Annotated in this window: 18 protein-coding genes; all 18 read right to left on the reverse strand. The window is 63.5% G+C overall.

Annotated features, from left to right (window positions below; all coding sequences use genetic code 11):
• Nucleotides 1–35: 35 nt before the first annotated feature.
• A complete protein-coding gene (locus tag PVV54_RS11745; RefSeq protein WP_274910097.1) occupies nt 36–2,459 on the reverse strand; it encodes a TonB-dependent receptor in 2,424 nt (807 codons plus the stop codon).
• 87 nt (nt 2,460–2,546) lie between these two features.
• Nucleotides 2,547–3,500 carry a FecR domain-containing protein gene (locus tag PVV54_RS11750; protein ID WP_274910098.1) on the reverse strand — a complete coding sequence of 318 codons (954 nt, stop codon included), beginning with the start codon at nt 3,498–3,500 and terminating at the stop codon, nt 2,547–2,549.
• Nucleotides 3,497–4,006, reverse strand: a complete 510-nt coding sequence (locus PVV54_RS11755) for a sigma-70 family RNA polymerase sigma factor (RefSeq protein WP_274910099.1) — start codon at nt 4,004–4,006, stop codon at nt 3,497–3,499. The genes PVV54_RS11750 and PVV54_RS11755 overlap by 4 nt, the downstream gene beginning before the upstream one ends.
• 72 nt (nt 4,007–4,078) lie before the next feature.
• A complete protein-coding gene (tssA, locus tag PVV54_RS11760; protein WP_274910100.1) occupies nt 4,079–5,167 on the reverse strand; it encodes a type VI secretion system protein TssA in 1,089 nt (362 codons plus the stop codon).
• A 95-nt stretch (nt 5,168–5,262) separates the two neighbouring features.
• Nucleotides 5,263–5,781 (reverse strand): Hcp family type VI secretion system effector, encoded by a 519-nt coding sequence (locus tag PVV54_RS11765; RefSeq protein WP_274910101.1) that lies wholly within the window; start codon nt 5,779–5,781, stop codon nt 5,263–5,265.
• A gap of 144 nt (nt 5,782–5,925) precedes the next feature.
• Entirely contained in the window at nt 5,926–8,421 is a 2,496-nt protein-coding gene (gene tssM, locus PVV54_RS11770; RefSeq protein ID WP_274910102.1) for a type VI secretion system membrane subunit TssM, read from the reverse strand.
• Entirely contained in the window at nt 8,418–9,326 is a 909-nt protein-coding gene (tagF, locus tag PVV54_RS11775) for a type VI secretion system-associated protein TagF (RefSeq protein WP_274910103.1), read from the reverse strand. The genes tssM and tagF overlap by 4 nt, the downstream gene beginning before the upstream one ends.
• Complete coding sequence (locus PVV54_RS11780; protein WP_274910104.1) at nt 9,323–13,129, reverse strand: type VI secretion protein IcmF/TssM N-terminal domain-containing protein; 3,807 nt, start codon at nt 13,127–13,129, stop codon at nt 9,323–9,325. The genes tagF and PVV54_RS11780 overlap by 4 nt, the downstream gene beginning before the upstream one ends.
• Nucleotides 13,130–13,159: 30 nt before the next feature.
• A complete protein-coding gene (gene icmH / locus PVV54_RS11785) occupies nt 13,160–13,876 on the reverse strand; it encodes a type IVB secretion system protein IcmH/DotU (RefSeq protein ID WP_274910105.1) in 717 nt (238 codons plus the stop codon).
• A complete protein-coding gene (gene tssK, locus PVV54_RS11790) occupies nt 13,873–15,216 on the reverse strand; it encodes a type VI secretion system baseplate subunit TssK (RefSeq protein WP_274910106.1) in 1,344 nt (447 codons plus the stop codon). Before tssK ends, icmH begins: the two co-directional genes overlap by 4 nt.
• Nucleotides 15,213–15,935, reverse strand: coding sequence for a type VI secretion system lipoprotein TssJ (gene tssJ / locus PVV54_RS11795; protein ID WP_274910107.1), 723 nt, complete (start codon nt 15,933–15,935; stop codon nt 15,213–15,215). Before tssJ ends, tssK begins: the two co-directional genes overlap by 4 nt.
• A gap of 18 nt (nt 15,936–15,953) precedes the next feature.
• Entirely contained in the window at nt 15,954–18,551 is a 2,598-nt protein-coding gene (gene tssH / locus PVV54_RS11800; protein WP_274910108.1) for a type VI secretion system ATPase TssH, read from the reverse strand.
• On the reverse strand, nt 18,548–19,618 hold the full coding sequence (gene tssG / locus PVV54_RS11805) for a type VI secretion system baseplate subunit TssG (RefSeq protein WP_274910109.1): 1,071 nt from the start codon (nt 19,616–19,618) through the stop codon (nt 18,548–18,550). The genes tssH and tssG overlap by 4 nt, the downstream gene beginning before the upstream one ends.
• Complete coding sequence (gene tssF, locus PVV54_RS11810) at nt 19,582–21,402, reverse strand: type VI secretion system baseplate subunit TssF (RefSeq protein ID WP_274910110.1); 1,821 nt, start codon at nt 21,400–21,402, stop codon at nt 19,582–19,584. Before tssF ends, tssG begins: the two co-directional genes overlap by 37 nt.
• Nucleotides 21,402–21,884 (reverse strand): type VI secretion system baseplate subunit TssE, encoded by a 483-nt coding sequence (tssE, locus tag PVV54_RS11815; protein WP_274910111.1) that lies wholly within the window; start codon nt 21,882–21,884, stop codon nt 21,402–21,404. The genes tssF and tssE overlap by 1 nt, the downstream gene beginning before the upstream one ends.
• A 27-nt stretch (nt 21,885–21,911) precedes the next feature.
• Entirely contained in the window at nt 21,912–23,414 is a 1,503-nt protein-coding gene (gene tssC / locus PVV54_RS11820; protein ID WP_274910112.1) for a type VI secretion system contractile sheath large subunit, read from the reverse strand.
• A 14-nt stretch (nt 23,415–23,428) separates the two neighbouring features.
• Nucleotides 23,429–23,959 carry a type VI secretion system contractile sheath small subunit gene (gene tssB, locus PVV54_RS11825; RefSeq protein ID WP_274910113.1) on the reverse strand — a complete coding sequence of 177 codons (531 nt, stop codon included), beginning with the start codon at nt 23,957–23,959 and terminating at the stop codon, nt 23,429–23,431.
• A gap of 64 nt (nt 23,960–24,023) precedes the next feature.
• Entirely contained in the window at nt 24,024–24,773 is a 750-nt protein-coding gene (locus tag PVV54_RS11830) for a hypothetical protein (RefSeq protein WP_274910114.1), read from the reverse strand.
• Nucleotides 24,774–24,887 lie beyond the last annotated feature (114 nt).

Below are 24,887 nucleotides of genomic sequence, written 5' to 3' on the forward strand. Positions count from 1 at the left end.
TCGGTAAATCCGCTCCTACAAAATGGGGTGCGCCTTCAGAAATCCACGGTGGCCGACACGCGCAAGATCCTTGGCGTACCTTGGGTCAGGTAGTTGTTGGACGTTGACGCCGACGCCCAATAAGCCTTGTTCGCCACGTTCTCCACGTTGGCGCGCAGGGTTACCTGCTTGTCATCGAGCTTGAAGCTGTAACGCCCGCCCAGATCGACGCGGGTCCAGGCCGGAATGCTCAGGCTGTTGGCGGCATTCACGTACTGCCCGCCCGTGCGCAGCATGCGTGCACTGAGCGCGGCTCCGGCAATACCCGGCACATCCCAGTCGGCGCCCAGGTTGTACTGGAAGCGCGGCACGCCGGCGGCGCGGTTGCCGTCGTTGCTGCCGTTGGCGGTGTTCTTCTGTTCGGTGTGCATGAATACCGCGCCGGTCAGCAGCCGCAGGCCGTCGATCGGCTCGCCGAAGAGGTTCAGCTCCACACCCTTGTTGACCTGCTCGCCGTCCATGCTGAAAGTGTCCAGCGTGGCGCCCGGTGCGCGGTAGGTGGTGCTGTTGGGTTGTTCGATGCGGTACACGCCCAGGGTGGCGCCGTACGTGGCCCAGTCCAGCTTCACGCCGGCCTCTACCTGCTTGCTGCGCTTGGGCGGGAACACTTCGTTTGCGTTGCTCACACTCGACGGCGCGGTCGGGCCCTGGGCCAGGCCCTCGATGCGGTTGGCGTAGAACGACACATGCTCCCACGGCTTGACCACCAGGCCGTACACCGGGGTGGTGATGGTCTCGTCATAGTTGGCGTTGCGCACGCCGGTGGCCGTCGCCCAGCCGTCGACGCCGATCGATTGCTTGCGAACGCCCAGTGTCAGCAGCACACGGTCGTCGAAAAAGCCCAGGGTGTCGGACACAGCCACGCTTTTGACCCGGTTCTTGCCGACGATACGCGGGTCGTGCAGGTCGCTGCCGAAGTAGGTGTTGGTCGGGCGCGGCACCTGCACCGGGTTGTACAGGTTGGTGTCATAGCGGTTGGCCGACAGTATCGCCTCATAGGCCGAGCGCTGTTCGCCCCACATGCCCGACAAGCCGAAGTTCACCCGGTGGGTGACCGGGCCGGTGGCAAAGCGGCCGTTGATGCCGGCCACGGCGCTTTTGTTGTCTTCGTCGTGGGGCGAATAAAGGAAGCCGCCCCGCGCGGTGCCGTTCTCGTCACTGACGTACAGCGACGAATATTCGCCGTTTTCCCGGGTATGTTTTGCGCCGGCCCCGGCATACAGCGTCCAGTCGTCGTTCAGGTCGTACTCGGCGTTGACCATGCCGTAGGTGTCTTCCAGCTGCGACCAACTCCAGGCCTGGGCGTAGTTGTCGCGTGCGGAAGGCGCGTGCGGCACTTTGGTGCCGGTGGGGTAGATCACCGCCCGGCCTTCGTTGATGCGTTGCTTCTGGTAACCCAGGTCGGTGGACAGGCGCAGGCGTTCGCCCCGGTAGTCCAGCGCCACGGCAATCAGGGTGGAATGTTGTGCTTCGTCGTCCACGCCAGTGCCACCGTCGTGCTGGGCCAGGTTGATACGTGCGCCAAAGCGGTTGTCTTCGCCAAAGCGCTTGCCCAGGTCGAGGTGGCCGCCGACGTTGTCACCCGTGGCGTAGTCCAGCGTCACGCGGCGGGTAGGCGTGTCTTCGGCACGTTTGGGCACCAGGTTGACCGAGCCGCCGATGCCGCTGCCCTGCGGCGCGACACCATTGAGGAAGGCATTGGGGCCTTTGAACACCTCAACCCGCTCAAGCGCCTCGGTGGTCACGATCTGGCGTGGCAGCACGCCATACAGGCCGTTGTAGCTGATGTCGTCGGTGTTCAGCGGCAGGCCGCGGATGGTGAACACCTGGGAAAAGTTGCCAAAGCCTGCCGACTGGCGCACCGACGCATCGTTGAGCAGTACGTCGCCGAGGGTGCGGGCTTGCTGATCGGCGATGGTTTTGGCGGTGTAGCTGGTAACACTGAACGGCACGTCGCTGATCGGCTGATCGCCCAGTACACCCAGGCGCGCGGTACGGGCCACCTGGCCGCCTTGCCATGTGTCGCTGCTGGCGGCCAGGTTGCTGTTGATGGTGGTCGCCCCCAGCTCCAGTGCATTGCCCAGGTCCACGGTCGGGGCCAGTGTGTAGCCGCCGCTGTCGGTACTGATCAGGCTGTAGCCGCTGCCATCGAGCAGGCGGGCGAAGCCGTCCGGCACGCTGTAGGTGCCGTCCAGGCCTTGGCTGTGGATGCCATTGAGCAGTGCCGGGTCGAACGACAGCGGCACGCCGGCGTTGGCGGCAAAGCGGGCCAGCACATCGGCCAGCGGGCCGGCCGCGATGTGGTAGCTGCGGGCGCTGGTGCTGGCGTCTGCTGCCATCAGCGCCGGGGTAGGCGCCAGGGCGCCGAGGGCCATGGCCAGGGTCAGGGCTTTGAGGCGAAAGCGGGGGCGAGGCGTCATGCGGTGGTCCTGTGGGTGCAGAAGTGAGGGGTTCTGCACTCATCACCGGACGACGCAGCAAAAGGTATCAGGCAATCGCAAAAAAAATTACACGCGCGGTTCCACGGTCACCCAATAGCGGGTCAGGCCCTGCACGCTGACCGGCAGTGTGTCGCTCAGCAGGCGCAGGCTGGCGTCGGTATCTGCCAAGGGGAACGCGCCCGACACCTTGAGCTCGCGCACCGCCGGGTGGCAGCGCAATACCCCGGAGCGGTAGCGGCCGAGTTCCAGAAGCAAGTCGGCCAAGCGCATGTTGCGGGCCATCAGCATGCCGTGCTCCCAGGCCAGGTCGCCGCTGTCCAGCACCGTGGCAGGCTGCACGAGATCGGCCGTGAAGGCGGCCTGTTGGCCGGCCTGCAGCACCAGATTGCCCATGCCGTGCAGGGGGCGCGCATCCACCGTGCCTTCGAGTACCGCTACGCGGGTGACGGGGCCGGCAATGCGTACGCTGAAGCGTGTGCCCAACGCCTGCGCCGTGCCGTGCAGCGTGCGCACCCGTAACGGCCGAGGGTCAGATGCCGAGGTGAGCAGGATTTCCCCGTTGAGTAAGTCGATGCGACGCTCACCGGCGCTGAAGGCGATGTCGATGGCCGTATCCGTATTGAGCAACAACCGACTGCCGTCGGCCAGTGTCAGCGGGCGCTGCTCACCCACGGCGGTGCGGGCGTCAGCGGCCCACTGTTGCCAGGGTGTTTCGCGCCACGCCAGCCACGCGGCCGGGGCGGCCATCAGCAACAGGCCGAGGCGCTGCATGGCCTGACGGCGGTTTACCGCCCCCTGCTGGCTGAGACGGCGAAGGGTTTCACCGGCCACCGGCGTGGGTAGTTGGCGGAAATCGCCAAGGATGGCCTCAGCCCGTTGCCAAGCCAGTTCATGCTGGCTGCTGCGCTTGCACCACGCCTGCACGGCGACATGGTCCGCCTCGGTAGCGCTCCCCGACTGCAACTGCACCAGCCAGTCGGCTGCCTCGCCGAGGATGTGCGGGTCTATTCGGGCGCTCATGTGTCGAGGCTCAGGCAGGCCAGGAACGCCGTGCGCATGTCGCGTTTGATGGTGATCAGCGACACCTCCAACTGCTCGGCGATTTCGGCGTAGGTCAAACCGTCCAGCTGGGACAGCAAAAACACCTTACGCACCCGCGCCGGCATTTCGCGCAGCATCGCGTCGACGCGGTGCAGTGTTTCCAGGATCAGCCAGCGTGTTTCCGCTGATGGCACCTCAGGGGCCGGGAGGTGGGCGATGGCTTCGAGGTAGGCACGCTCCACATCCTGACGCCGCCAGCGGTCAATCAGCAGCCCCTTGGCGATGTGCGTGAGCAACGCGCGTGGCTCACTGCCCATGGGTTGGGCGGCGTGGCGCCCCAGCAGGCGCAGGAACGTGTCATGGGCCAGGTCGGCGGCATCGCAGGCGTTGCCCAGCTTGCGCCCCAGCCAACCTTGCAGCCAGCCGTGGTGGTCGGTGTACAGCGTCTGGACCTGCAGGTTGAGCGTGGGGTCGGCGGGCGGCATGGGGAAGAGGGGTGCAATTAAGAATTGATCGCATTCTAATCATGCAGCCCGCTCGGCGGCAAGTCAGTGGTGTCAGCGACTTTCTCGCGTGCCGAGTACGTCGCGAATGTTATCCACCACATTGCTGTCCTTGATCACATCACTCAGCCAGCCTTCCAGCGGCATGTTGCCCCATTTGATGGCACGTTCGATCAGGTACGGCACCGGGCTTTGCGGCTCGCTCTGTTTAAAGAACTGGGCGATGCCGGCAAGCATGGTGAAGGCTTCGTCGCGGGTCAGGGGCGTGGTGCGCATTTGCGCGGGGGCGGCGGCTGGGCTGTTCATGGGGGCACCCGCTTCGGTGGGAGTGGCTACGGCGGCATCGGTCACCGGCTCGGCTGCGGCGACAGGGTGCAATTCGACCCCGCGATCTTTCAGCAGCTTTTCTGCCAATTGGCTGGCGCGTGTGAGCATGTCTGCAAGGCTGGCGAAGCTCGGTGCCTCATGGCCAAACTGGCGGTCAGTGATGGCTTGCAGGCGGCTGCAGGCTTGCAGGCTGGCGGTAATCTGCATGGCCTTGGCCCGCAGGTGTTCAGTGTCGCTCAGGGCCACGGAACGCTGAAAAATCTCGGCGTTGATCTTGCCTTCGTTCAGGGCGGCCTGCATGGCCTTGGGGTTTTGCAGGGCCAGGTTTTCCACGTGGCGTGATTCGTCATAGCGCAGCACACCAAAGTGCTGCCCTTGGGTAATAGGCAAGCCACCGGCAATGTCGGTGAGCGTTGTGTTAAGCCAGGCCAGGCGCGCGACGCGCTCGTCCAGGCCGTCTTCCAGCGACGGATAACTGTTGTCCCAGAAAGTTTCGAGAATGCGCTCGGCCAGCGTCAGGCCGAAGGTGATGCCTTGGAATTGCTCGCGTTGAGCCAGGCCTTCGCTAAGCCAGCTTACCAGCATCAAGTCCTTGCTCTGCTGCGCAAGGCCTTGGGCGGACAGGTTGATCACCTGTTCCCAGTCAGCGGTTTTCAGGTCGGTTTGCCAGTCGCCCTGGGTCAGGTAGTCGGGGTCTGCCCGGCGCGCTTCCTTGATCTGGTCGAACAAGGCGGAGAAGCTCAAGTCCTCGCCACTGCCACCGTCAATCGGTGTGGTCAGCTCGGCCAGCGACAGGTCGTTGAGGAGTTCAGGCATAAATCACTCGGGTCAGGGTAGGGGAGTGGCGGGCCGGATGACCCGGCCCGCCACGAAACATGGGCCGCTTGCGCGGCCCACAGTCCAGCCAGTGCTTAGGCAAACACTTTGTTCGCGGTGCGGTCCCAGCCACCGACGATGTTGCCGCCAGCCTGGCCGTCGGTGCGGTTCTGCTGGGTGTAGGTGGTCTTGATGCGGGCGAAGTTGAAGCTGATTTCTTCGATCGGCAGGTCGCTTACCGATTTGTCTTCACCGCTCTGGTTGCCACCGGCCAGGAACTTGACCGACGAAACGATCACTTCTTCCATGTCGATGGTCAGGTAGGTGACCTTGTCACCACCGGCGCGGTTCACGTTCAGTTTCAGTTTGGCAATGTGCTTGCCGGTGCAGCAGTGTTCGAACAGCTTGGCCGAGGCCTTGTCGACGGCCTTGCGGATCTTGAAGTCGGTCAGGGCAACACGCTCGGACGACGCACCGCCCGAGGAGCTGGCAGTTGCCGAGGAGGCCTGGGTGGCGCCGTACTCGTAGCCCAGCACTTCGATCCAGTCCTTGTGTTTTTCATCCAGTACTTCGCCTGGGATGCCGTCGATTTGGATATACGCGTCAAAAGCCATTGTGAAACTCTCCATTAACATCATCTAAAGGGTCGCTCATGCGTCCCTGGGTTTTGACCTCGCCGCCTGTGGCGGCCGAGGTAGCTTGCCGCCACCCGGGCGGACTCCTGTGAGGCCCGGGTGGCAGGTTCTTGCGGCGCCGCTTCAGTTGAGCCCGCGCACTTCGATTTCCACGCGCCGGTTGGGCTCCAGGCACTTGATCAGCTGTGCCCGGGGTTGCTGCATGTCGCAGTTCACCAGCGGTTTGAGGCTGCCTTCGCCTCGCGCGTCCACCAGTTCGGCAGGCACACCTTTGCCGACCAGGTAGGTACGAATGGTCTGAGCCCGTTGCCTGGAAACCTGCAGGTTGCCTTGGCGGTCGCCAAGCTGGTCGGCGTGGCCCGATATGACGATCTTGCCGATGTTGGGGGTGTTCAGCAGCTTGCCGGCGATTGCGCTCAGCTGGTTCTGGCCCTCGCTTTTCAGGCTCTGGAAGTCGGCACGGCCGAAGGCGAACAGGGTGTCGGACTCCAGCGTGATGGTTTCGATCGAGCGCAGCGTCTGAGCCTGGAGGCTGTTGATGTAGTTGCGCGAACTGGACGTCAGGAACGCGTTGTCGAGAATGCGCGGCACATCCGCCTCAGGCAATTGCTCGCTGTAGAAGGCGATTTGCCGGCTTGCATACACATAGTCCTGATTGCCTCCTGTTTCGCTGCTGGCAGCGGCCAGGTTTTTGCCGGTCTGGCGGGTGATGGCCGGGTACCAGTAGTCCGGCAGGCGCGCCTTGAGCAGCGCTGCATCGGTTTTTTCGCGCGGGGTGGACGACAGCATCGTGTAGGTGTCCAGGGTGCGCTTGCCAAAATCGGCAATCGACTGGGCGCGGTTGTCATGGGGCAGGGCTTCAGCCTCGACACTGTCCACGCCTTGTACCGGCTTCAGCGTAGGGGTGTTGCGTTGGTACACCTCGAACCGGGTCAGCAGGTACAAGGTGCGGGTCAGGTTGTCCGCGGTCGGCTTGAGCATCACGCTCTGCAGGGTCGCGAAGTAACGGCTGCGCAGGTGGGGCTCCACGTCGTGGCCGTGATACAGGCCCAGGCGCATGCCCAGTGGCACGCCCTGTTCGTGGTGCTGTTGGTAATAATGAGCTGCCCAAAAGCGCAAGCGGTCGAGGCTGCGCCAGGCGGTGTACTGGCCAGCGGCGGCTTTGTCTTCGGCCTTGGCCTGGGCCAGTTCGCTGGCAATGCTGGCCAGGGTGGCGCGGTTGTTCAGGTACGACCAGCCCCACAGGCTGCACAGCATCAGGCCCGCCAGCCCGGCGGCGCCCACCCAGGTAGCTTTGCGGCGGCGTTCGCGCTGGTTGCTGGTGTACAGGGCCACCAGGTGCTGGTCAGGAATGATCACCTTGCGGAACAGGCTGTTGATGAACAGCGGTGCAGGCTGGCTACCTGCGGCCATCGCACTTTCATCCTGTTGCAGGGCAAAACGGTCGGCTACCTGCTGGCCGTGGCTGCCCCAAAGGGCTTCGTCAGCTTGCAGCGCCGCGGTGAAGTAAAAGCCGCGCAGCAGTTCGGCAGGCTGATAAGGGTTGGCCCGCAGCAGGCTGGCCACGAATTGCTGCAGGCGCGGCTTGAGCGCGGCCAGTTCCAGCGGGAAGCGGTAGGCGGCGTTGTTTTGCCGGGTTACCTGGATGTCCTGCTGCACCAACTGCCGGCTGGCGACCTGCTGCCAGTAACCGGTCAGCTCGTCCATCGCCTTGCCGAAGCGCTGGCCCCAGTCAGCGTGTTCGTAGCCTTTGTGGGAGAAAGTCTTGCCCATCACTTCACCGCGCGCGGCATCGTCCAGCTGGCGGTAGAAAGGGGTGAAGCCGGGGATCAGGTCGCACTTGGTGAACACCAGGTAGATCGGCAGGCGCACTTCGAGCAGGGCGCAGCTTTCCTGAATGCGTTCGCGCAGGCGTTTGGCCACGCGGTCCTGGTCTTCGGGCGAACCGTGCAGGATGTCGTCGATGCTCACGCTGACGATCAGGCCGTTGAGTGGCCGGCGCTGGCGATGCTGGCGCAGCAGTTGCAAAAAGCCGCGCCATTTGCCGGCTTCCTCGGGGCTGTTCATGTAGCGCCCGGCGGTGTCCAGCAGCACGGCTTCGGAGCTGAAGAACCAGTCACAGTTGCGTGTGCCACCCAGGCCAGACACTCGCGCACCTTCACGCTCGGCGTAGGGGAAGTTCAGGCCCGACTGCAGGATCATGGTGCTCTTGCCGGCAGCCGGCTGCCCGATCACCAGGTACCAGGGCAGGGCGTACAAGGCATCGTTGCCCGAAGTGCCTTGGGGTTTGTTGTTGTGCAGGCGCTCGATGCTCTGCAAAAGGCGCTCGCGCAACAGGCTGACCTCTTCGCGATCCGCCGGGGTGGCGTTGAGCACGGCCTGGTCGGCGTCGTCACGCAGCAGCCCTTCGAGGTTGTGGTGCTGGCCGGCGCCGCGGTACATCAGCAGCACGTAGCCCGCCGACAGCAGCAGGAACACACCGATACCCGCCAGCAGGCTGTGCAGCGAAGCAAAGCCCACGGCGCGGCCGATGGCCCACACCACGAAGATCGCCAGGAAGAACGCCACCCCCAGCAGGTAGGGTTGGTAACGCAGGCAGTAGTACTTGATCTTGTTCATACAGGCGTCGCATCCAGCGCATCGACGAACTGGTCGATGATGTGTTCAAGAGGGCGGTCGTATTCGTAAGGGCGCGTCGGCTGCGCCAGAGGGCTCAACAGCTCCAGGTGCAGCCGGGCGTCGGCCGTACCGCTGAGCAGGCGATAGGCGCAGCTGGCATGGCGTGATGGGAAGCCATACAGGCGCGGGTGCATGAAATCGTCGGCCAGCAGGGTCACGGCCGGCACGCCGGAATGCCCGCTCATACGGGTCAGCCAGGTCAGCCAGAGGTCGGCCGTGGGGTTTTTCAGGCCGCGTTCGGCAGGCAGCGGCAGTTCGATACCGCCTTCGAAGTCGCTGTGCAGCGAGGGCCATGTCGCCTTCAGCCGTGCCAGGGCCGTGGCACCGTCAAACGCCGGCCAGGAGCCATGCAGGGCACGCGCTACGTCGGCAAAGCTGTAGTCATGCAGGAACTTGGCGTGCACCCGGCGGAACAGGTCCAGGTCCTGAACCTGCAGCGGGCGCAGCGCCTTGATGCGTTCAAACAGGGCGGCGCTGTCGGCGCCTTGCACGGCCTGGTGCAGCAGCGGCTTGATCTGCGCGCTGAACAACTCGCCCAGTGTAAACGGGTTTACCAGTACGGCACCTTCCTCGCCCTTGAGCAGTTGGAAGATGAAGAAAGGGTAGCGCCGCTGGCTGGCATCCTGCGAGCTGAGCATGCCGCCCAGCAACCAGTTGCCATTGCGCGCGCGGTAGTTGAAGAAGCACATCGGCAGCGCGTCGAACAACGCCGGCCAGTCTTCGCGGTGGCGCATGGCCGCCAGCGAAGCCTGCAGCCAGGCGTCGAATTCGCAAACCTCTTGCGCCGCACCATGCAGGCTGACGAAGTCCGCGCTCGACGGGAGCTTGCCGAAGCAACCGATCATTGTGCGCCCCTGCCGCTGCCGTTGAGTGCGCTCAGTGCTTTCACTTCGCTCAGGTCGGTCAGCTTGACCCCGCCAAAGTTGCGTACCACCAGGCTCACCCGGCCGTTGGCGGTGTTCCAGCTGAAGCGCTGCTGAATGCCATCCAGGTCTTCGACCCGGGCGCTTTCATTCATGCGCAACAGGCCCCAGCGCCCCGGGAAGTCGAACACGGTGACCCGCGCACCGCTCAGGGTCACTACGTCCAGCCGTGCGCCCGGCGCGCTGCTGGTGCCCGGCCACGCGAAGCGGTTCCAGCTGCTGCGGCCGTTGCGGTAGTGCTGCTCCTGACCATCGAGGGTGAACACGATGTCGGTGAAGTTGGCCGAGGGCTCCAGCATGATTTCAAAGCCGTTTTCGCGGTCTGACAGGCTGGCAATGACCTGGCCCACCGAGCTGGCCTTGTCGATGCTGTTGATCATGCCCGGGTTGACCAGCGCAGGCGCCTTGCCATCGCCTAGCCCCAGGCCTTCACCACCGGCCAGGTTGCCGATTTCGTTGCGTTTGAACGTGGGCAGCAGGCCGCTGTCCGGGTCGACGAAGCGTTGCAGGTCTTTTACCGAAGCCTCGTTGCGGCTGCCGCCAGCAATGGGGTAGCGGTGTGCCATGACTTGCTCCCAAGGCTTGGCGATCTGCTGCGCCCAGGCCTTGGCAATCTGTTGGCCGGCCGGGTCGCGCAGGGTTTCCCAGGCATACTGGATAGGCAGGCTGAACAACCCCTGCAGCGAGCGCGACAGGCCGTCCTGGCTGGTGTCGACGCTGCTTTCCACGTAGTTGCGCACGGTGGTGACTTCGCTTGGCTGGCCTTCCAGGGTTTCGCTGATCAGCAATTTGCTGCTCTTGCCCACATCCTGCGAGCGCTGGATGTTGTTCATGCGTACCTTGAGCTTGCGCAGCGCGGCCAGGTAACGGTCCATGATGGTGCTGTCGGCACCCTCGGCGTTGTTTGTGGCAAACACCCGTGCCACCGGCTCGAAGCGTTTGGCCAGGCTGCCGTCGTCGACAGCCGGCAGGGCCGGCGCGACATCGGCGGGGAGGGCGTCACTGCTGTCGAGCAGGCCGGTGACCTTGCTCCAGAAACCGTCATTGCGCACCACGCCCGGCACCGGGATTTCCCGTTTTACCGGCACGTCCCACTGGGTGTTGTCGTTGACCGCCGCCAGCAGATTCTTCACGGGCGACTGCTGTACGTCGCTGAGCAGGCCCAGTTGCTGGGTGGCCGATGGCAGGTCGGCGAAATGGCGCACGCCGACGCTGCTGACCATCTTGTACCAGGCTTGGGTGTAGTCGCGCTTGTAGCGGGTCATGAACTCGCGCACGAAGTTGGCCTTCTGCACGATGGCATCACCACCTTCGCCGTCCAGAACCCAGTCCGATTCGTTGCGCAGGTTGCCCGACACCAGCTTGATCAGCTCGGGTTTGACGAACGTGTCCCAGCCCTGGCGCGTGTAGATGGCGGGTACGCCCGCAGAACCGTACAACAGTGCACGGCCAGGCTGCGGCACCAGGTCGCTGAGGCTCAGCGCCGGGAACTGGCGGCTGGATTCGAGCTGCAGGCGCAGGTACTCGCGGTCGACCAGCGAGCTGGAAATCATGAACGACTTCAGGTTCTGACGGGTTTCATCGATCAATTGCTCGTTGCGCGGCAGTGAAGGCGCCTGGCCCTGTTCCAGCAATTGAACATACAGCGGGGCGTTTTCATCGATCACCCCCTCATCGGCCGGGGTGCCTTCGCCGGCTGCGCGGGCCCAGGCCTGGGGCAGGCTGGCCGTGACAAAGGCAGCGTCCGGGTGCGCCTGGGGCTCGGTGAGCAGCAGGTACAGTTTGAGGGTGTTGTAGGCCTCGATGATCGACGCCACTTGCTGCTCGTCCAAACGGCCTAGCATTTCTTCGGACAGCGACAGGCCGCCGGTAGTGGCCGACAGCTCGGCCGCATCGCTGGCACTGGCGAGGTTAACCTTGGCGGCATAGGCACCGGCGCGTGTGCTGCCCAGCGCAGCCTGGGCGCGGGCAGCCACGGCGGGCGCCAGTGGTTTGCCATTGCGCTTTTTCGTGGCCGGGGCAGGGGTAAACTCCATTTCCTGATTGATGCCGCTGGCGAAGGTATTGAACGCGCGCATCTGTACTTGCAGGTTGCGGGCGATCGGCTCCAGTGCCTGGCTGCGCAGTTGCGCCAGGTAGGCGGTGCGGGTTACCTGATGGATCGCCTCGCCATGGTACAAGCCAGCACTCAGTGCCAGTGGCACCCCCTGCAGGCGATGGTCTTCTACGGTTGCCATCTGTGCGCGGAGCACTTCCAGGCCCTTGCCGGCGGCCAACAGTTGGTTGCGATCTTCGGCTTGTTCAATCTGCGCCAGTTGCCCGCGCAGGCTGTCCAGCCATTGGCGGTTGTTGGCGAACGACAATGCCTGCCAGCCAATGAACAGCAGCCCGGTGGCCGCAGCCACGCCCAGCAGCAGCGGGCTGAAGCTGGCCTGGTGGCCTTGGCGAGACTGATAGAGGGTCAGGTCACGGTCGGGGAAAATCACCCGGCGGAAGGTGTCGGTGATGAAATAGCTGCGGTTACCTGCCAGCGTTTCAGTGGCGCCGTTGCCGTCTTCGCTGACCTGCAGGGCAAACGCGTCTGCGATGTCGTCTTCGTAGACCTGCCGCAACTGCTGCTCGGTTTGCAGCGCGCTGGTGAAGTACAGGCCTCGCAGCAGCAGTGGGGCGGCGCCAGGGTGCGCTTGGGTGAAGTGGTCGAGGAACTGTTCCAGCACACCGCTGAGTGCGGCAAAGTATTGCGGGAAGTTGAGCAAGGTGCTGTCGGCCTCGGCACCCAGGGCGATGACCTGGGCGTCGACGTGCTGGCGCACGTGGCTCTGCAGCTTCTTCAGGCGCGCATGCAGTACCGCGTGCAGGCCGTTGTTGCGGATTTCCGAGAGGCCAAAGGTCATGCCCAATGGCTGCTGGCGCTCGTGCAGGTCAAGGCCATCGAATGCCTGGTTGAAGCCCGGCAACTGGTCGGTCTTGCTCAGCATCAGGTAGATCGGCGGGTTGGCGCCCAGGCACTCGGCATAGGCTTGAATCCGCGCAACCAGTTGGGCAGCGCGCGCGTTGCGTTGTTCGCTGTTGAAGGCCAGCAGTTCAGGCAAGCTTACTACCAGCACCAGGCCGTTGATCGCAGCCTTGCCCCGCTGCTTGCGCAGCATGCGCAGGAACGCGGAGAACTCGCTGGCCGACTGGTCGTCGTGCAGGTAACGGCCGGCGGTATCGATCATTACGGCGTCGGGGCTGAAGTACCAGTCGCAGTGCTGGGTACCGCTTTCCGAATCATTGCCGGTGGCGATGCTGGCTGACAGGCCGGAATGGGTCAGCAGCGAGGTTTTGCCGGCGGCTGACATGCCAACCACCAGGTACCAGGGCAGGTCAGACAGCGCCGCCTTGCCGCCGCCTCCGGCGGAGCGGTCAGTGCGCAACATGGCGATGGCGTGTTTAAGGCGCTCGCGCAGCACTTGCTGATCACGGAATTCGCCGGTGGCATTCCACGAGCGATCCACTTCGATCTGCAGCAGGTTCTCCAGGTTGTGTTCCGCGCGAATGCGCTGGTACTGGCGCAGCACGATCACCAGCAGGAAGGCGGCGCTGATGATCGCCAGCGCTTCAGGTACGTGGTGGCGCAGCCATGGCACGTGCGGTGCGGCCAACCAGCAGACCAACAGGCTCACCAGCCACAGCAGTGGCAGGAGAATCCAGAAACTTTTCAACAGACGCAGTAATGTTTTCATGTCTTCCTGACTCGGCTACCTGAGGTGTGCTCAGGCACTGAACAGCTGGCGGATTTGTTCGGACAGGGCGGCAACGTCCTTGTCCAGCAACCAGTCGAGCGTCGCGTACACGGCCACGCAGGCCAGCGCGATCAACGCCAGGTATACCCACAGCGGTACCTCGTGGCGCAGCATTTGCGACACCTGGTCCGGCAGCGCCCAGTCCGGTGACAAGGCTTTGGGCGCTTTACGGTAGCGGGCAATGTCCTGGCCCAAGGTGTTGGCCAGGTAGCGCAACTGGTCTTTCTGGCCGAGGCTGAACTTGCCTTCGAAGCCCAGGGCCAGGCACAGGTGGTAAACCTCGAGTACGTCCAGGTTCTGCTTCACATCGGCGCGCAACGCATCGATCTTTTCAAAGAACCCTTCGCCCGCCAGGTGCACACCGAAGTAGCGGAACTGCAGGGGCTGCAGTTCAAAATGCCTGCGCAGTTCGGTGTCACCGGCGCGTAGCACGCTTTCGTCCAGGAAGGCGCACAGCGCGTACTGCGTGTCTTTGACCTGCTCGACGCTGTAATTGGCGGCGCGTGCATCGCGCTCCAGGTTGGCGAAGAAACGCTCGACACTGCTTTCGAAGGCCGGCACCGACGTCACTTGGCGGCCACGGCGCACGATCAGCGCCATGCTGATGAAGTCCTGAACCAGACTTTTGAGCGTCGGTTTTTCGTCGGCAGCCGTGCTGGCGCCCTGTTGCAGTACGGCTTCGGTCATTTGAGCACCGCCATCAGTTCAAACTTGAGGTTGGTAAACGCGCTGGGCGTGTAGAAGCAGAGGGTTTGGGCATTCATCATTCGCTCATACACCGGGCCATGGGGCTCGATGGCGAAATACTGGTTGTCCAGGCGCATCGGGATCGCGTTGGGCAGGCGTGCGGCGTGGTTGAGCGTAACGCCCGGCATGGCGCTGTTGACCACCACTTCGATGTCCTCGGGTGAGCCGACCTTGAACGCACGGGGCACCAATTCCAGCAGGCTCGCGCTGGGCATGTCGGCGTGCACCGAGATATAGAAGTCGGCTTCGGCCAGGCGCGGGTCGAGCAAGCGGCCCTGCCAGTACGACGGCTTGGTCTGGCTGAGGTCGATCACCACGCACTGGTTGGGGACGACGTTGTCCAGCATCACCCGGATCATCTCGTCGAGCTTGGCCAGCGAGGCAGCCGGGTCGCGGTGGTCGTACTCGGGGATGTCGCTGAGGTGGGTGTCCAGGCTGAAGGTCAGCAGGCCGCCGGCCAGGTCGGCCAGGAACAGGTACAGGCGCTCCGGGTGCAGCCGTGGGTGGGCCAGCAGGTGCGCCAGCTGCGGGCAGGCACGATTGACCGTGTTCAACAGCCAGAACAGGGTGACATCGCTGGAGCCGAACTCGGCGATCTGGTCGGCGCGCTCACGGCGGCGGCCAGACAGCACATTGCTCTTGGCATGCAGCGCGGCGAGCAGGCGCTTGGCGATACCGACAAGGGTGGAGTGGCTGCCCAGGTGCACGGTAGGGTGCACATAATGCGGGTCGAGGTTGAAGCCGCCCATGCTGTTGCGCGTGAGCACGGCCAGCGGGCAGTGGCTGAAGCCATCAAGATTGTCACCGTCGACCAGCAGCACCACGTTCAGGCGCAGGCTGGTGATTTCGTTTTCCAGCTCGCCTTCATTGAGATCGGGCAGGGTATCGAACTGCTTGCGAAAGCGCCGTGCGGCTTTGTGTGCCTGGCTGTCTTCGACGTAGTTCAGGCCGAATGGCTCGGGCAGTTTGAGCGCGGCGTAAACCTTGAGGTCGTTGGCCTTGAGCAGGTCCTTAAGGTCGCGGGCGGCCGGCAGCGGGTCGTGCTGCGGGGCGTCGTACAGGCTGCCGTCCGGGAACACCAGCTTCAGGCGCTTGAGTTGCAGCGAGCCGTTGGCCAGGGCATCGGTGTCCACTTCCAGCACCTGCACGCCCCAGTGGAATGGGGTAGCGCGCAGGGTCGACTCAGCCAACTGGTGCTGGTGGAATTCATCCTGATACTGAAAGTGCTGAGGCAGCAGGAACATCCCTTCCGACCACATCACCCGGCTCTGCTTGCTCATTTGACGCTATCCACTAAAGAGTTGAAGGTTGAATCCATGGCGTTTTGTGCTGACTGCCCGGCCATGTCGGTGGCTTTGTCGATTGCGACGTCCTGCAGCTTCTCGGTCAGGGTGGCCGGTGCGTCCTCAGCCTTTTTGGCAGCGGCCAATTGCGCCTCGGTTGGTGGCTTGTTCAGCACATCCACGCCGCGCATGGCGCTGATTTCGGTCTTGTCCACCAATACCCGCAGGCCGTCCGACGAGAACCAGATGCCGTCCTTGCGCAGCGAGTTGGCGTCGAAGGCCACTTTCCAGCGCGCGTCCTGTTCATTGCGGAAAAACGCCGCCACGCCCACGTAACGTGCACTCTTGGCCAGTGGCCACTGGTCGATCTGGCCGATGCCCGGCAGCAGGGTGAGCTCACGGGCTTCCACCAATGTGTTGCCCAAGGCCTTTTCAGGGGCGTCCCACAACGTGTCGGCATCGGTGGCCGCGAAGCGTTCAAGGTCGGTCAGCTGGTACACGCGCATCACCACCGACAAAGGCTTGCCGTCGGCATCGGGGTTGAGCTGATTACCGCCATCGGAGGTCAGGATGACCTTTTCGCTATCGGCCACCATGTCGGCCGCCCAGCTGTCTTCCATGCGCTTGCCGATGCGGTCGGTCACCCCGCAACCGGCCAGGGCCACCAACAGTGCGGCGGCAGTCAGGCGTTTGAGGGCAGTGTGCTTGTGTTGCATGGTGGCTAAACCTCCGGGTCAGGCCAGGCGATAGGCGAAATCGCCATCGCTGCCCAGCTCGATGACCAGGCGTTCAATCGGGGTGTCCTGGGCCATGCGCTCCAGCACGTGCTGGGCCAGTTCCGGCATCAGGGTTTGCGACAGGATGTTGTCGATGTTGCGCGCGCCGCTGTCGACCTCGGTGCAGCGCGCGGCGATGGCCTTGACCAGTGCCGCGTCGTAGCTCAGTTCGGCCTGATGGTTGCGGGCAAAGCGCTTGGCGATGCGATCGAGTTTCAGGGCGACGATGCGCTCCAGGATCTGGTCCTGCACCGGGTAGAACGGCACGATGCTCAGGCGGCCGAGGAAGGCCGGTTTGAATACGCGGTTTAGCTCGTCACGCAAGCCTTCGACGATGGCCCCGGGCGTCGGCATTTCGGTGGCGTTCAGGCAGGTTTGCATGATGCGCTCGGTGCCGGTGTTGGAGGTGAGGATGATCACCGTGTTACGGAAATTGATCTCGCGGCCTTCGCCGTCGTCCAGCACGCCCTTGTCGAACACCTGGAAGAACAGTTCGAGCACGTCGGGGTGGGCTTTTTCCACCTCATCGAGCAGCACCACGCTGTAGGGCTTGCGGCGCACGGCTTCGGTCAGCACACCGCCTTCGCCGTAGCCGACGTAGCCGGGCGGGGAACCCTTCAGGCTCGATACGGTATGGGCTTCCTGGTACTCGGACATATTGATGGTGATCAGGTTGCGCTCACCGCCATACAGGGTGTCGGCCAGGGCCAGCGCGGTTTCGGTCTTGCCCACACCGCTGGGGCCGAGCAGCAGGAACACGCCGATCGGTTTGTTCGGGTCTTCCATGCGCGCGCGGGAAATTTTGATGCGCTTGCCGATTTCGTGCAGGGCGTGGTCCTGGCCCAGCACGCGCTCGCCCAGCAGTGCCGGCAGGCGTTGCACGGTGTCAATCTCGTCGCGCAGCATCTTGCCCAGCGGGATGCCGGTCCAGCCGCTGATGACCTGGGCGATGGCGCCGCTGTCGACCAGGGCATGCACCAAGGGCTGGTCACCTTGCACGCGGGCCAGTTCCGCGCGCAGGGCGTTGAGTTGCGTGGCATCGGCGTCGTTGGCGGCATCCAGCGCCTTAAGCTGTTCGACCAACGCCAGTTCCTGTTGCCACTGTTCGTTCAGTTGTTGCTCCTGCTGCTGGGCCGCGAGCAAGGCAGCTTGCAGTTCGGCCAGGCGGCGGGCGTGGTCATGCCCCTTGCCGGCCTCGTGGTCGAGCACGGCGATTTCGGCTTGCAGGTTGTCGATTTGCCGGCGGCTGTCTTCCAGCGCACCGGGCTGCGACGATTGCGCCAGGGCAATGCGCGCGCAGGCGGTGTCGAGCACGCTGACGGCCTTGTCGGGCAGCTGGCGGCCGGTGATGTAGCGGTTGGACAGGCGCACGGCCTGCACCAGCGCTTCGTCCATCACGGCCACCTTGTGGTGTTCGCGCATTTTGCCGAGCAGGCCACGCAGCATGTGAATGGCCTTGTCTTCGTCCGGCTCTTCTACCTTTACTACCTGGAAGCGGCGGGCGAGGGCGGCGTCCTTTTCGAAGTACTTCTTGTACTCGGCCCAGGTGGTGGCGGCGATGGTGCGCAGCTCGCCACGGGCCAGGGCTGGTTTGAGCAGGTTGGCGGCATCGTTCTGCCCGGCCTGGCCGCCGGAGCCGATCAGGGTGTGGGCTTCATCGATGAAGAGGATGATCGGGTGCAGGCTGCGCTTGACCTCTTCGATCACCGCTTTCAGGCGGTTTTCGAACTCGCCCTTGACCCCGGCGCCGGCTTGCAGCAAGCCAAGGTCGAGGGTGTGCAGGGCCACGTCCTTGAGCACTGCCGGCACGTCGCCCTGGGCAATGCGCAGGGCCAAACCTTCCACCACGGCAGTTTTGCCCACGCCCGCTTCGCCGGTGAGAATCGGGTTGTTCTGACGACGACGGGTAAGGATGTCGACCATCTGGCGCACCTCGAACTCACGGCCCAGCACCGGGTCGATGCGGCCTTCGCGGGCACTCTGGGTGAGGTTGACGGTGTACTGGTCCAACGCCGGGGTTTTACCACCTGCCTTGGCAGTTGCAGCAACCGGGGCGGCAGGGCTGGCCAACGGGCTTGCCTGCTTCGATTCGGCGCTGCCTTCTACCAGTGCCGCAAGGTTCACGCGCAGGTCATCGGCGTTGACCTTTTCCAGCTCCGGTGCCGAGGCGATGACCACGCGACGCAGTTCGGCGTCGTCCAGCAGGGCCTGCAGCAAGTGGCCACTACGTACTTGGCCCACGCCGTACTCAATCGAGGCCAGCAGCCAGGCCTGCTCTATCATGCGGGTGATGTGCGGTGACAGTGCCGGGGTGCGTGTGTTGCCCTTTTTGAACGTGCCCAAGGCGGTGACCAGCTGCGCCTGCAGGCGCTCGGCAACCACGTCGTAGTGGCGCAGGATCGGCGCCAGGTCGCTTTCGCTATTGTCGAGCAGCTGCAACAGCAGGTGTTCCACCTCGACATCGTAGTGGTGCTCCGACAGGCATAGGGCCGCCGCGCTTTCAGTGGCCGTGCGGCTGGTTTCGTTAAGCTTGGCGAACAGAGACTTCAGGTTCACAAGGCGACCCCATCGTAAGGAATGTGGAAGACGGCGCAACGGGAAGGCTCCACGTCACGGCCAGGGCGTTTGAGCCAGCCCAGCCAGCCCAGGGCAACATTGCCACTACGGCCCAGTTGGGCAGGTGGCACGGCATCGCGTTTGAGGCGCGGGGCAATTTCAAAGTCGAGCTGCGCACCTATATAGAAGCGCACCAGTTCGACCAGCTTGCGGTAGCAGTCGGTGCCCGGCTGAAAGCGCTGGTAATCGGCCAGCGACAGCGGGCCCAGCTCGATGCGCACGCACGATTGATAGTCCCAGACCCGGTTGCCCACCACGGCCCCCTGGCCGAGTTGGGCATGCTTGCGGCCCAGCTGAGTGCGCTGCTCAGGTTGCAGGTGCAGCCAGCGCCCGGCGAACTGCCTGACCTTGATCGGCAGCGAAAAATAGAAGCCCAGCATCACCTCAAGGTTGAGCGCGTTGCGCGGCTTCTGGCTGAGCAGCCCGGCAAAGTAGCTGAACAGGTCGCGGCGCAATGCCGACGGCTGCTCTTCGAACTTGAGCTTTTGCGCGCGCGGGCCCAGGCCCACCAGGTTGAGCAGGTAGCCATCAAAGCCCGAAGTGCCGTTGCGCTCGTGCTCGATATGGAATTTGTACTTCTGCCACGCCTCGTAAAACAGCGTGGTCATGCGGTGCGAGAAGATGTCGAGAAACGCGTGGGCGGCATCGTCGCGGTACTGCACGTGGCGTTCGAGCAGCAGTTCGGTATACGGGCGTGGCAAAACCCCCGACGGCCCGACCAGGCCCATGAAGGTCACCTGTACCTCCGACAGCGGCAGGCCGGCCGCCGACACCTTGCCCTCGCGCTCGAAGTGCAGGTCGCTGACCTCGCTGGCCGGGAACGCCAGCGACAGCTGGGTACGAAAACGCAGCGGGTCTTCGTGCGGCCGGGTTGCCAGGTCCATGCGCCCGGTGCGGCTGTAGTGCAGGCGGAGCAAGCGCACCAATTGAAAGAATTCGAATCGGTGCGGCTCGGCTCGGGCCTGATCGATCAGACCAGGGGCTGATCGCCAGTACGTGCTGGCCATTGGACGATTCTCTTTTCTCGTTGTTGGGAACGCAGGGTCAGTTGGGTGAAGCTGTTCATCGAGCAGTACTGCCCAAAGAAGTGGTCCAGCACCATGCCGAACAGGAACACGCCGCTGCCGGTGAACTGGCTTTCGTCGAGGGTGAGGGTAATGCCCACGCCGCGCACGAAATTGGGCCGCGGGTGGCCGATGCGGGTGACCACCGGCTCGCTGCTGATGGCCTTGATGCCATTGATTTGTTTGCGCACCGCCGAGGCATTGCGGTAGTTGTACAGCGACAGCAGCTCCAGCAGCACTTCGCGGCCCTGGCTGACTAGCGATAGGTGGTTCAGCGACAGGTGTGAAATCAACCGCCAGATCAGCCCTTTGCCCAACGGCACGCGTACAGTGGCGGTGGGCTTGCGCAGGCAGCGGATGTCTTTGATCACCGAGTTGCTGGGGATGTTGAACTCGCCACGCTCGCCGCCAAAAGGCAGCATCAGCGGCACATCCTGGTTGCTGCAAGTAAGCCCGATGCTCAGGGTGTCGCTGCTGCCGTCGATCAGCTCCAGGTCGCGGTCGACCAGGCGAATGCTCATGGCCGTGGCGTCACCCTGATTGCGACGGCGCGCAATCCAGAAGCTGGTGTGCGTGGCTTGTTCGCCACGCGGCTCGAAGAACGGCTGGCAGGTGGCTACGTGGTCGACGCCACCCAGCTTGCGCACGCGCCGCACACGGTCGATCGACACCACTTCGGCCGCGTTGTGCAGGCGGGTGTCGGGTGTGACCGCATACTCGTGCTGGGTATGAGTGAGCTTGACCGGTTCGGCCTGATGGCGGAACAGGTTGATGATCGGCGTGCAATTGAGCTTGAAGTTGTTGCGGCCGATATTCTGTGTAAGCCGCGCCAACCGTTCGCTCAGGTCATAGTTGTTGAAGTAGAAGTTGAGCTCGACCTGCTCAATGGCCTTGCCCTGCAGGATGCGGGCGAAGCCACCGAGGTCGAAGAACATGAACTTGTCGGGGAAGGTGAAGTACTCGTGCAGCAGACGGTAGCCCAGGAACGAGCGTTCGGAGTAATCCACCAGGCCCTCATCGCGGGCATAGCCTACGGGCTGCAGCGCGTTAGCGGGCAGTGCGATTTCACGGGTGCGGCCTTCGTCCTGGAAGCTCAAGGTGGCCTTGGCCAGGTTGTTGAACAGCAGCTCATACAGTTGCTGCATCAGTGTCGATTCGCCGTCCAGGAAAAACCGCAGGCGCTGGATGTCCATCTGGCCGAACAACGCATCGCTGGTGGCAGCCAGGCGGATGCGCAGGCGCGCCACCAGGTCGGCGCTGTGGCCGTTGAACGCCGAGCGCTCCATCTCGGCGAACGACGCCTGTTGCACGGTGACCGGCCACAGCTCTACCGGGTAGCAGGTGCGGAACTTGCACACCACGCCGCCCACGGCATTGGCATGCAGTTCGGTGTGGCGGGCCACACGGTAGGCTTCAGTGACCTTTTCCTGCTTGCCCAGGCTCAGTTCGGCGATCGACATCGACGGCGTTGGGCGCAGGTAATGCGGGTACAGCACCTCAAGGAAGGACTCGACGATTTCCGGAAACTCGTCATCGAGCTTCTTGTGCACGCGCGCAGACAGGAACGAGAACGCCTCGATCAGGCGCTCGGTATGCGGGTCTTCGCAGTTGTCGCCTTCAATCAGCAGCCGAGAAGCAATTTTCGGGTACTGGGCGGCAAACTCCTGGCCGAGGAAGCGCAGGTGCGACAGTTCCTTTTCGTAATAGGGCAGCAGTTCGTCGAGCATCAGTTGAGGTTCTGCACTTTGTATTCCTGGGTGTTGACCTGCAGCACGGCGTCAAACGACACCTGGCGGCTGATGTCCTGCAAACGCAACACGGCGTCTACGCGGAAGGTCAACATGCGGTGGCCATCCTGCTGGGCCAGCAGCTGCACGCGCACCCGGCGAAAACGCCGGTCGCCGGTGCTGATCGCCCGCTCCAGCTGTTGCTGGATGAGCCGGCGATCATGGGGGTCGAGCACGCTGCGGCTGATGAAGTCGGGCATGCCGTATTCAAGGATGGAACCCTCCAGCTGTTTAAAGCCTTCGAGCTCCTCGGCCACCAGGGACTGGCGAGTGTTCACCAGCACCTCGAGGTCGCGCACGATGCTGGCCTTGTACTCGGCCAGCGAGCAGGTGCGCTGCACAGCCGGCTCGGCCGACTGGAACGGGCGATCGTCCAGCAGTCGGTCAAGCAGCGAGGGCAGCAAGCGGGCCTGGTTACTCATGTGTCATCCCTGTACACGGTGCCTGAATCAGCCGCGAGCGCCTTGCGGCAGCTCGGCAACCAGGCGCAACGAGGCGGTCAGTTCATCCAGCTGGTAGTGCGGGCGCAGGTAGGTGACGGCCTTATACACGCCTGGCTTGCCTGGCACTTCGAACACCTCGGCGCGGGCTTCGCGCAGCGGGAACTTGGCCTTGGCCTCCTGGCTGGCGGTGTCGTCGAGCAGCACATAGCTGGCCAGCCACTGGTTGAGGAAACGCTCAACGTCCATGCGCGAGGCGAAGCTGCCGATCTTGTCGCGCATGATTGCCTTCATGTAATGGGCAATGCGCGATGTGGCGAAGATGTACTGCAGTTGCGCCGACAGGCGTGCGTTGGCGTTGGCGATGTCGGTGTTGTACTGCTTTTGCTTCTGCGCCGACTGGGTGCCGAAGAACGCGGCGTAGTCGGTGCCCTTGCAGTGCACCAGGGGGATGAAGCCCAAATCCGACAGCTCTTTTTCGCGGCGGTCGGTGATGGCGATTTCGGTCGGGCACTTGAGGGCGATTTCGCCGTCATCGGTTTTGAAGGTGTGGGTTGGCAAACCTTCAACCAGGCCACCACCTTCGACGCCGCGAATGGCCACGCACCAGCCGTAGCGGGAAAACGCGTCGGTCACGCGGGTGCCCAGGGCGTAGGCGGCGTTCATCCACAGGTACTTGTTGTGGTCGCGGCCGTCGACGCTTTCGACGAAGTTGAATTCTTCCACCGGCGCGGTATCCGGGCCATAAGGCAGGCGGCCGAGCACGTGGGGCAGGGTGAGGCCGACATAGCGCGAGTCTTCCGAGGCGCGGAACGACTTCCACTTGGCGTATTCGACGGTGTCGAAGATTTTGGCCAGGTCACGCGGGCCGGACATTTCGGTGAACGAGTCCCAGCCGAACAGCTCCGGCGAGGCTGCCGAAATGAACGGCGCGTGGGCCGCGGCGGCCACGTGCGAGATCTCTTCGAGCAGGTACATGTCTTCGGGGCTGCGCTTGAACTCGTAGTCGCCGATCAGCATGCCGAACGGCGCGCCACCAAACGTGCCGTACTCTTCTTCGTACACCTTCTTGAACAGCGCGCTCTGGTCGAATTCGCTGGCGGCCTTCAGGTCGCGCACCAGGTCTTTCTTCGAGGCGTTGAGCAGGTGGATTTTCAGCGTGGTGCTGGTTTCGGTCTGGTCGACCTGGTACTTCAGGCCGCGCCAGGAGGCTTCCAGCTGCTGGAATTCACGGGCGTGCATGATCTCGTTCATCTGCTCGGAGAGCATCGAGTCGATCTCGGCAATGCGCGCGTCGAGCACGGCGATCAGGTCTTTGCTCGGGGTCATTTCGCCCTCGAGTACCTGGTTCACCAGTTCGCCGATCAGGTCGCGGGTGCGGTTGCGCTCGGTGTCGGAGCGGGCCACACGGCTTTGCGAAATGATGCTGTCGAGCAGCGAAGCCTGCGGGGCGAAGTTTTCCACTTCGACCAGGTCGGTGTCCTGTTGCGGCAGTGTTTGCTTGTCGGTCATCGTCTGGCTCCTGCTTACTCTTTGCCGTCGGCGGGGGCGGCGGCTTCGCGGCCGAATTCCTTGCCCAGGGTTTTCAGTTTTTCGGTGTTCTGCAGCACGTCCATCAACAGCTCTTCAAGCTTGTCGTTACCGCCCATCTTGTTGCGCAGGTCGGCCAGCTTGTTGCGCACTTCCAGCAGCTTGCGCAGCGGCTCTACCTGCTTGACCACGTTTTGCGGCTCGAAGTCTTCGAGGCTGTTGAAGTTCAGCTCCACGCCCAGCTGGGTGCCGTTTTTGGCCAGGGTGTTGTCGACGCGGTAGGTCAGGCGCGGCTTGATGCCCCGGAGCACGCCGTTGAAGTTGTCGCGGTCGATGAAGACGAACTTGCGGTCCTTGAGCTTGGGCAAAGGCTCCAGCGGGTTGCCGGAGAAATCGCCCAGCACGCCGACGACGAAGGGCAGCTCCTTTTTCTCGATGGCATCGCCGATGTCCACGTCGTAGGTGATATGGACCCGAGGGGCGCGAACGCGGTCGAGTTTGTGCTGGGTGCTTTCCTTTTTCGCCATCGTGTTCTCCAGTGCGAGCAATTCGCTGCGAATCAGTGCGCGGCCCGTTACCGGGCGCTGCGCGTTACAGGCCTTCGATCGTCAGCAGCAGGCGCTGACGGATGTCGTCGTTCATTTCCAGAATGTTGTCGCGGCCCACCAGCTCTTCGAAGCTGGTGTTGCCGGCAATTTGCGTGCTGCTGCGAATGACCGAATCGTCGGGCAGTTGCGAGCGTACCGGCGAGCTGATGACGCAGAACGGCAGGTCGCCAAAACCCTTCAGGCGCTCGAAGCTCAGGCCGTAGCGCAGCCCTTCGAACAGGCGGCCCAGGCCCGGCGATTTGCTCAGGCAGTAGAACAACACCAGGTAGTGCACCACGAAGCGGTACAGCTCGGCGCTGCTGCGGTTCGGGTCTTTGATGACGTTGCGAAACTGCGCCAGGTCGAAGGCGTGAAAGCCCACCACCCAACGGGTGGGGCTGGTGATGCGGATGACCTGGCCGCTGGGCTGGAGCACTTTGTCGTACTCCAGCGGGAACAGTTCGGGGGTGGTGCTGATCAGGTTAAGCGGCACTTCAAGCTCGCTCACCAGCTGGAAGGGTGCGGCCGAGCCAATGCGCTCGTAGAGCTCGATCAGGGACTGGAAATGCCCTTGGGTTTCGCGCCCGCTGCTGCGCTGGGCGCCTTGCAGGTATTCGCCAAACAGGGTTTGCGGACGGATCAGCGGTGCCACGGTGGCAAGGTAATCCGCCGCCTGCGCCTTCAGCGCATCGGAGATCGCCCGCGTCTGGCTACGCAGCTTGATCAGTGCTTCGACATCGAATGTCTGTGTCATCGGTACATCGTCCATGAGCCTGCTTGATCGTCCTGAAACGCCAGTGGCGTGGACCTGAAAATCGCACCTAATCGGCTGCGGCAATTTGAGTGCTGGCACATGAATATCGAGTTG

This window comes from Pseudomonas sp. PSKL.D1 (assembly GCF_028898945.1).
Taxonomy (GTDB): Bacteria; Pseudomonadota; Gammaproteobacteria; order Pseudomonadales; family Pseudomonadaceae; genus Aquipseudomonas.

Bases quoted from the DNA above. Each gene is read 5' to 3' on its own strand.
- tssB (WP_274910113.1), bottom strand. From the start codon at position 23,959: ATGGCGAAAAAGGAAAGCACCCAGCACAAACTCGACCGCGTTCGCGCC.
- icmH (WP_274910105.1), bottom strand. From the start codon at position 13,876: ATGACCGAAGCCGTACTGCAACAGGGCGCCAGCACGGCTGCCGACGAA.
- tssJ (WP_274910107.1), bottom strand. From the start codon at position 15,935: ATGCAACACAAGCACACTGCCCTCAAACGCCTGACTGCCGCCGCACTG.
- PVV54_RS11765 (WP_274910101.1), bottom strand. From the start codon at position 5,781: ATGGCTTTTGACGCGTATATCCAAATCGACGGCATCCCAGGCGAAGTA.
- PVV54_RS11745 (WP_274910097.1), bottom strand. From the start codon at position 2,459: ATGACGCCTCGCCCCCGCTTTCGCCTCAAAGCCCTGACCCTGGCCATG.
- PVV54_RS11750 (WP_274910098.1), bottom strand. From the start codon at position 3,500: ATGAGCGCCCGAATAGACCCGCACATCCTCGGCGAGGCAGCCGACTGG.
- tssC (WP_274910112.1), bottom strand. From the start codon at position 23,414: ATGACCGACAAGCAAACACTGCCGCAACAGGACACCGACCTGGTCGAA.
- tssE (WP_274910111.1), bottom strand. From the start codon at position 21,884: ATGAGTAACCAGGCCCGCTTGCTGCCCTCGCTGCTTGACCGACTGCTG.
- tssA (WP_274910100.1), bottom strand. From the start codon at position 5,167: ATGCCTGAACTCCTCAACGACCTGTCGCTGGCCGAGCTGACCACACCG.
- tagF (WP_274910103.1), bottom strand. From the start codon at position 9,326: ATGATCGGTTGCTTCGGCAAGCTCCCGTCGAGCGCGGACTTCGTCAGC.
- PVV54_RS11780 (WP_274910104.1), bottom strand. From the start codon at position 13,129: ATGAAAACATTACTGCGTCTGTTGAAAAGTTTCTGGATTCTCCTGCCA.
- tssF (WP_274910110.1), bottom strand. From the start codon at position 21,402: ATGCTCGACGAACTGCTGCCCTATTACGAAAAGGAACTGTCGCACCTG.
- tssG (WP_274910109.1), bottom strand. From the start codon at position 19,618: ATGGCCAGCACGTACTGGCGATCAGCCCCTGGTCTGATCGATCAGGCC.
- PVV54_RS11755 (WP_274910099.1), bottom strand. From the start codon at position 4,006: ATGCCGCCCGCCGACCCCACGCTCAACCTGCAGGTCCAGACGCTGTAC.
- tssK (WP_274910106.1), bottom strand. From the start codon at position 15,216: ATGAGCAAGCAGAGCCGGGTGATGTGGTCGGAAGGGATGTTCCTGCTG.
- PVV54_RS11830 (WP_274910114.1), bottom strand. From the start codon at position 24,773: ATGACACAGACATTCGATGTCGAAGCACTGATCAAGCTGCGTAGCCAG.
- tssM (WP_274910102.1), bottom strand. From the start codon at position 8,421: ATGAACAAGATCAAGTACTACTGCCTGCGTTACCAACCCTACCTGCTG.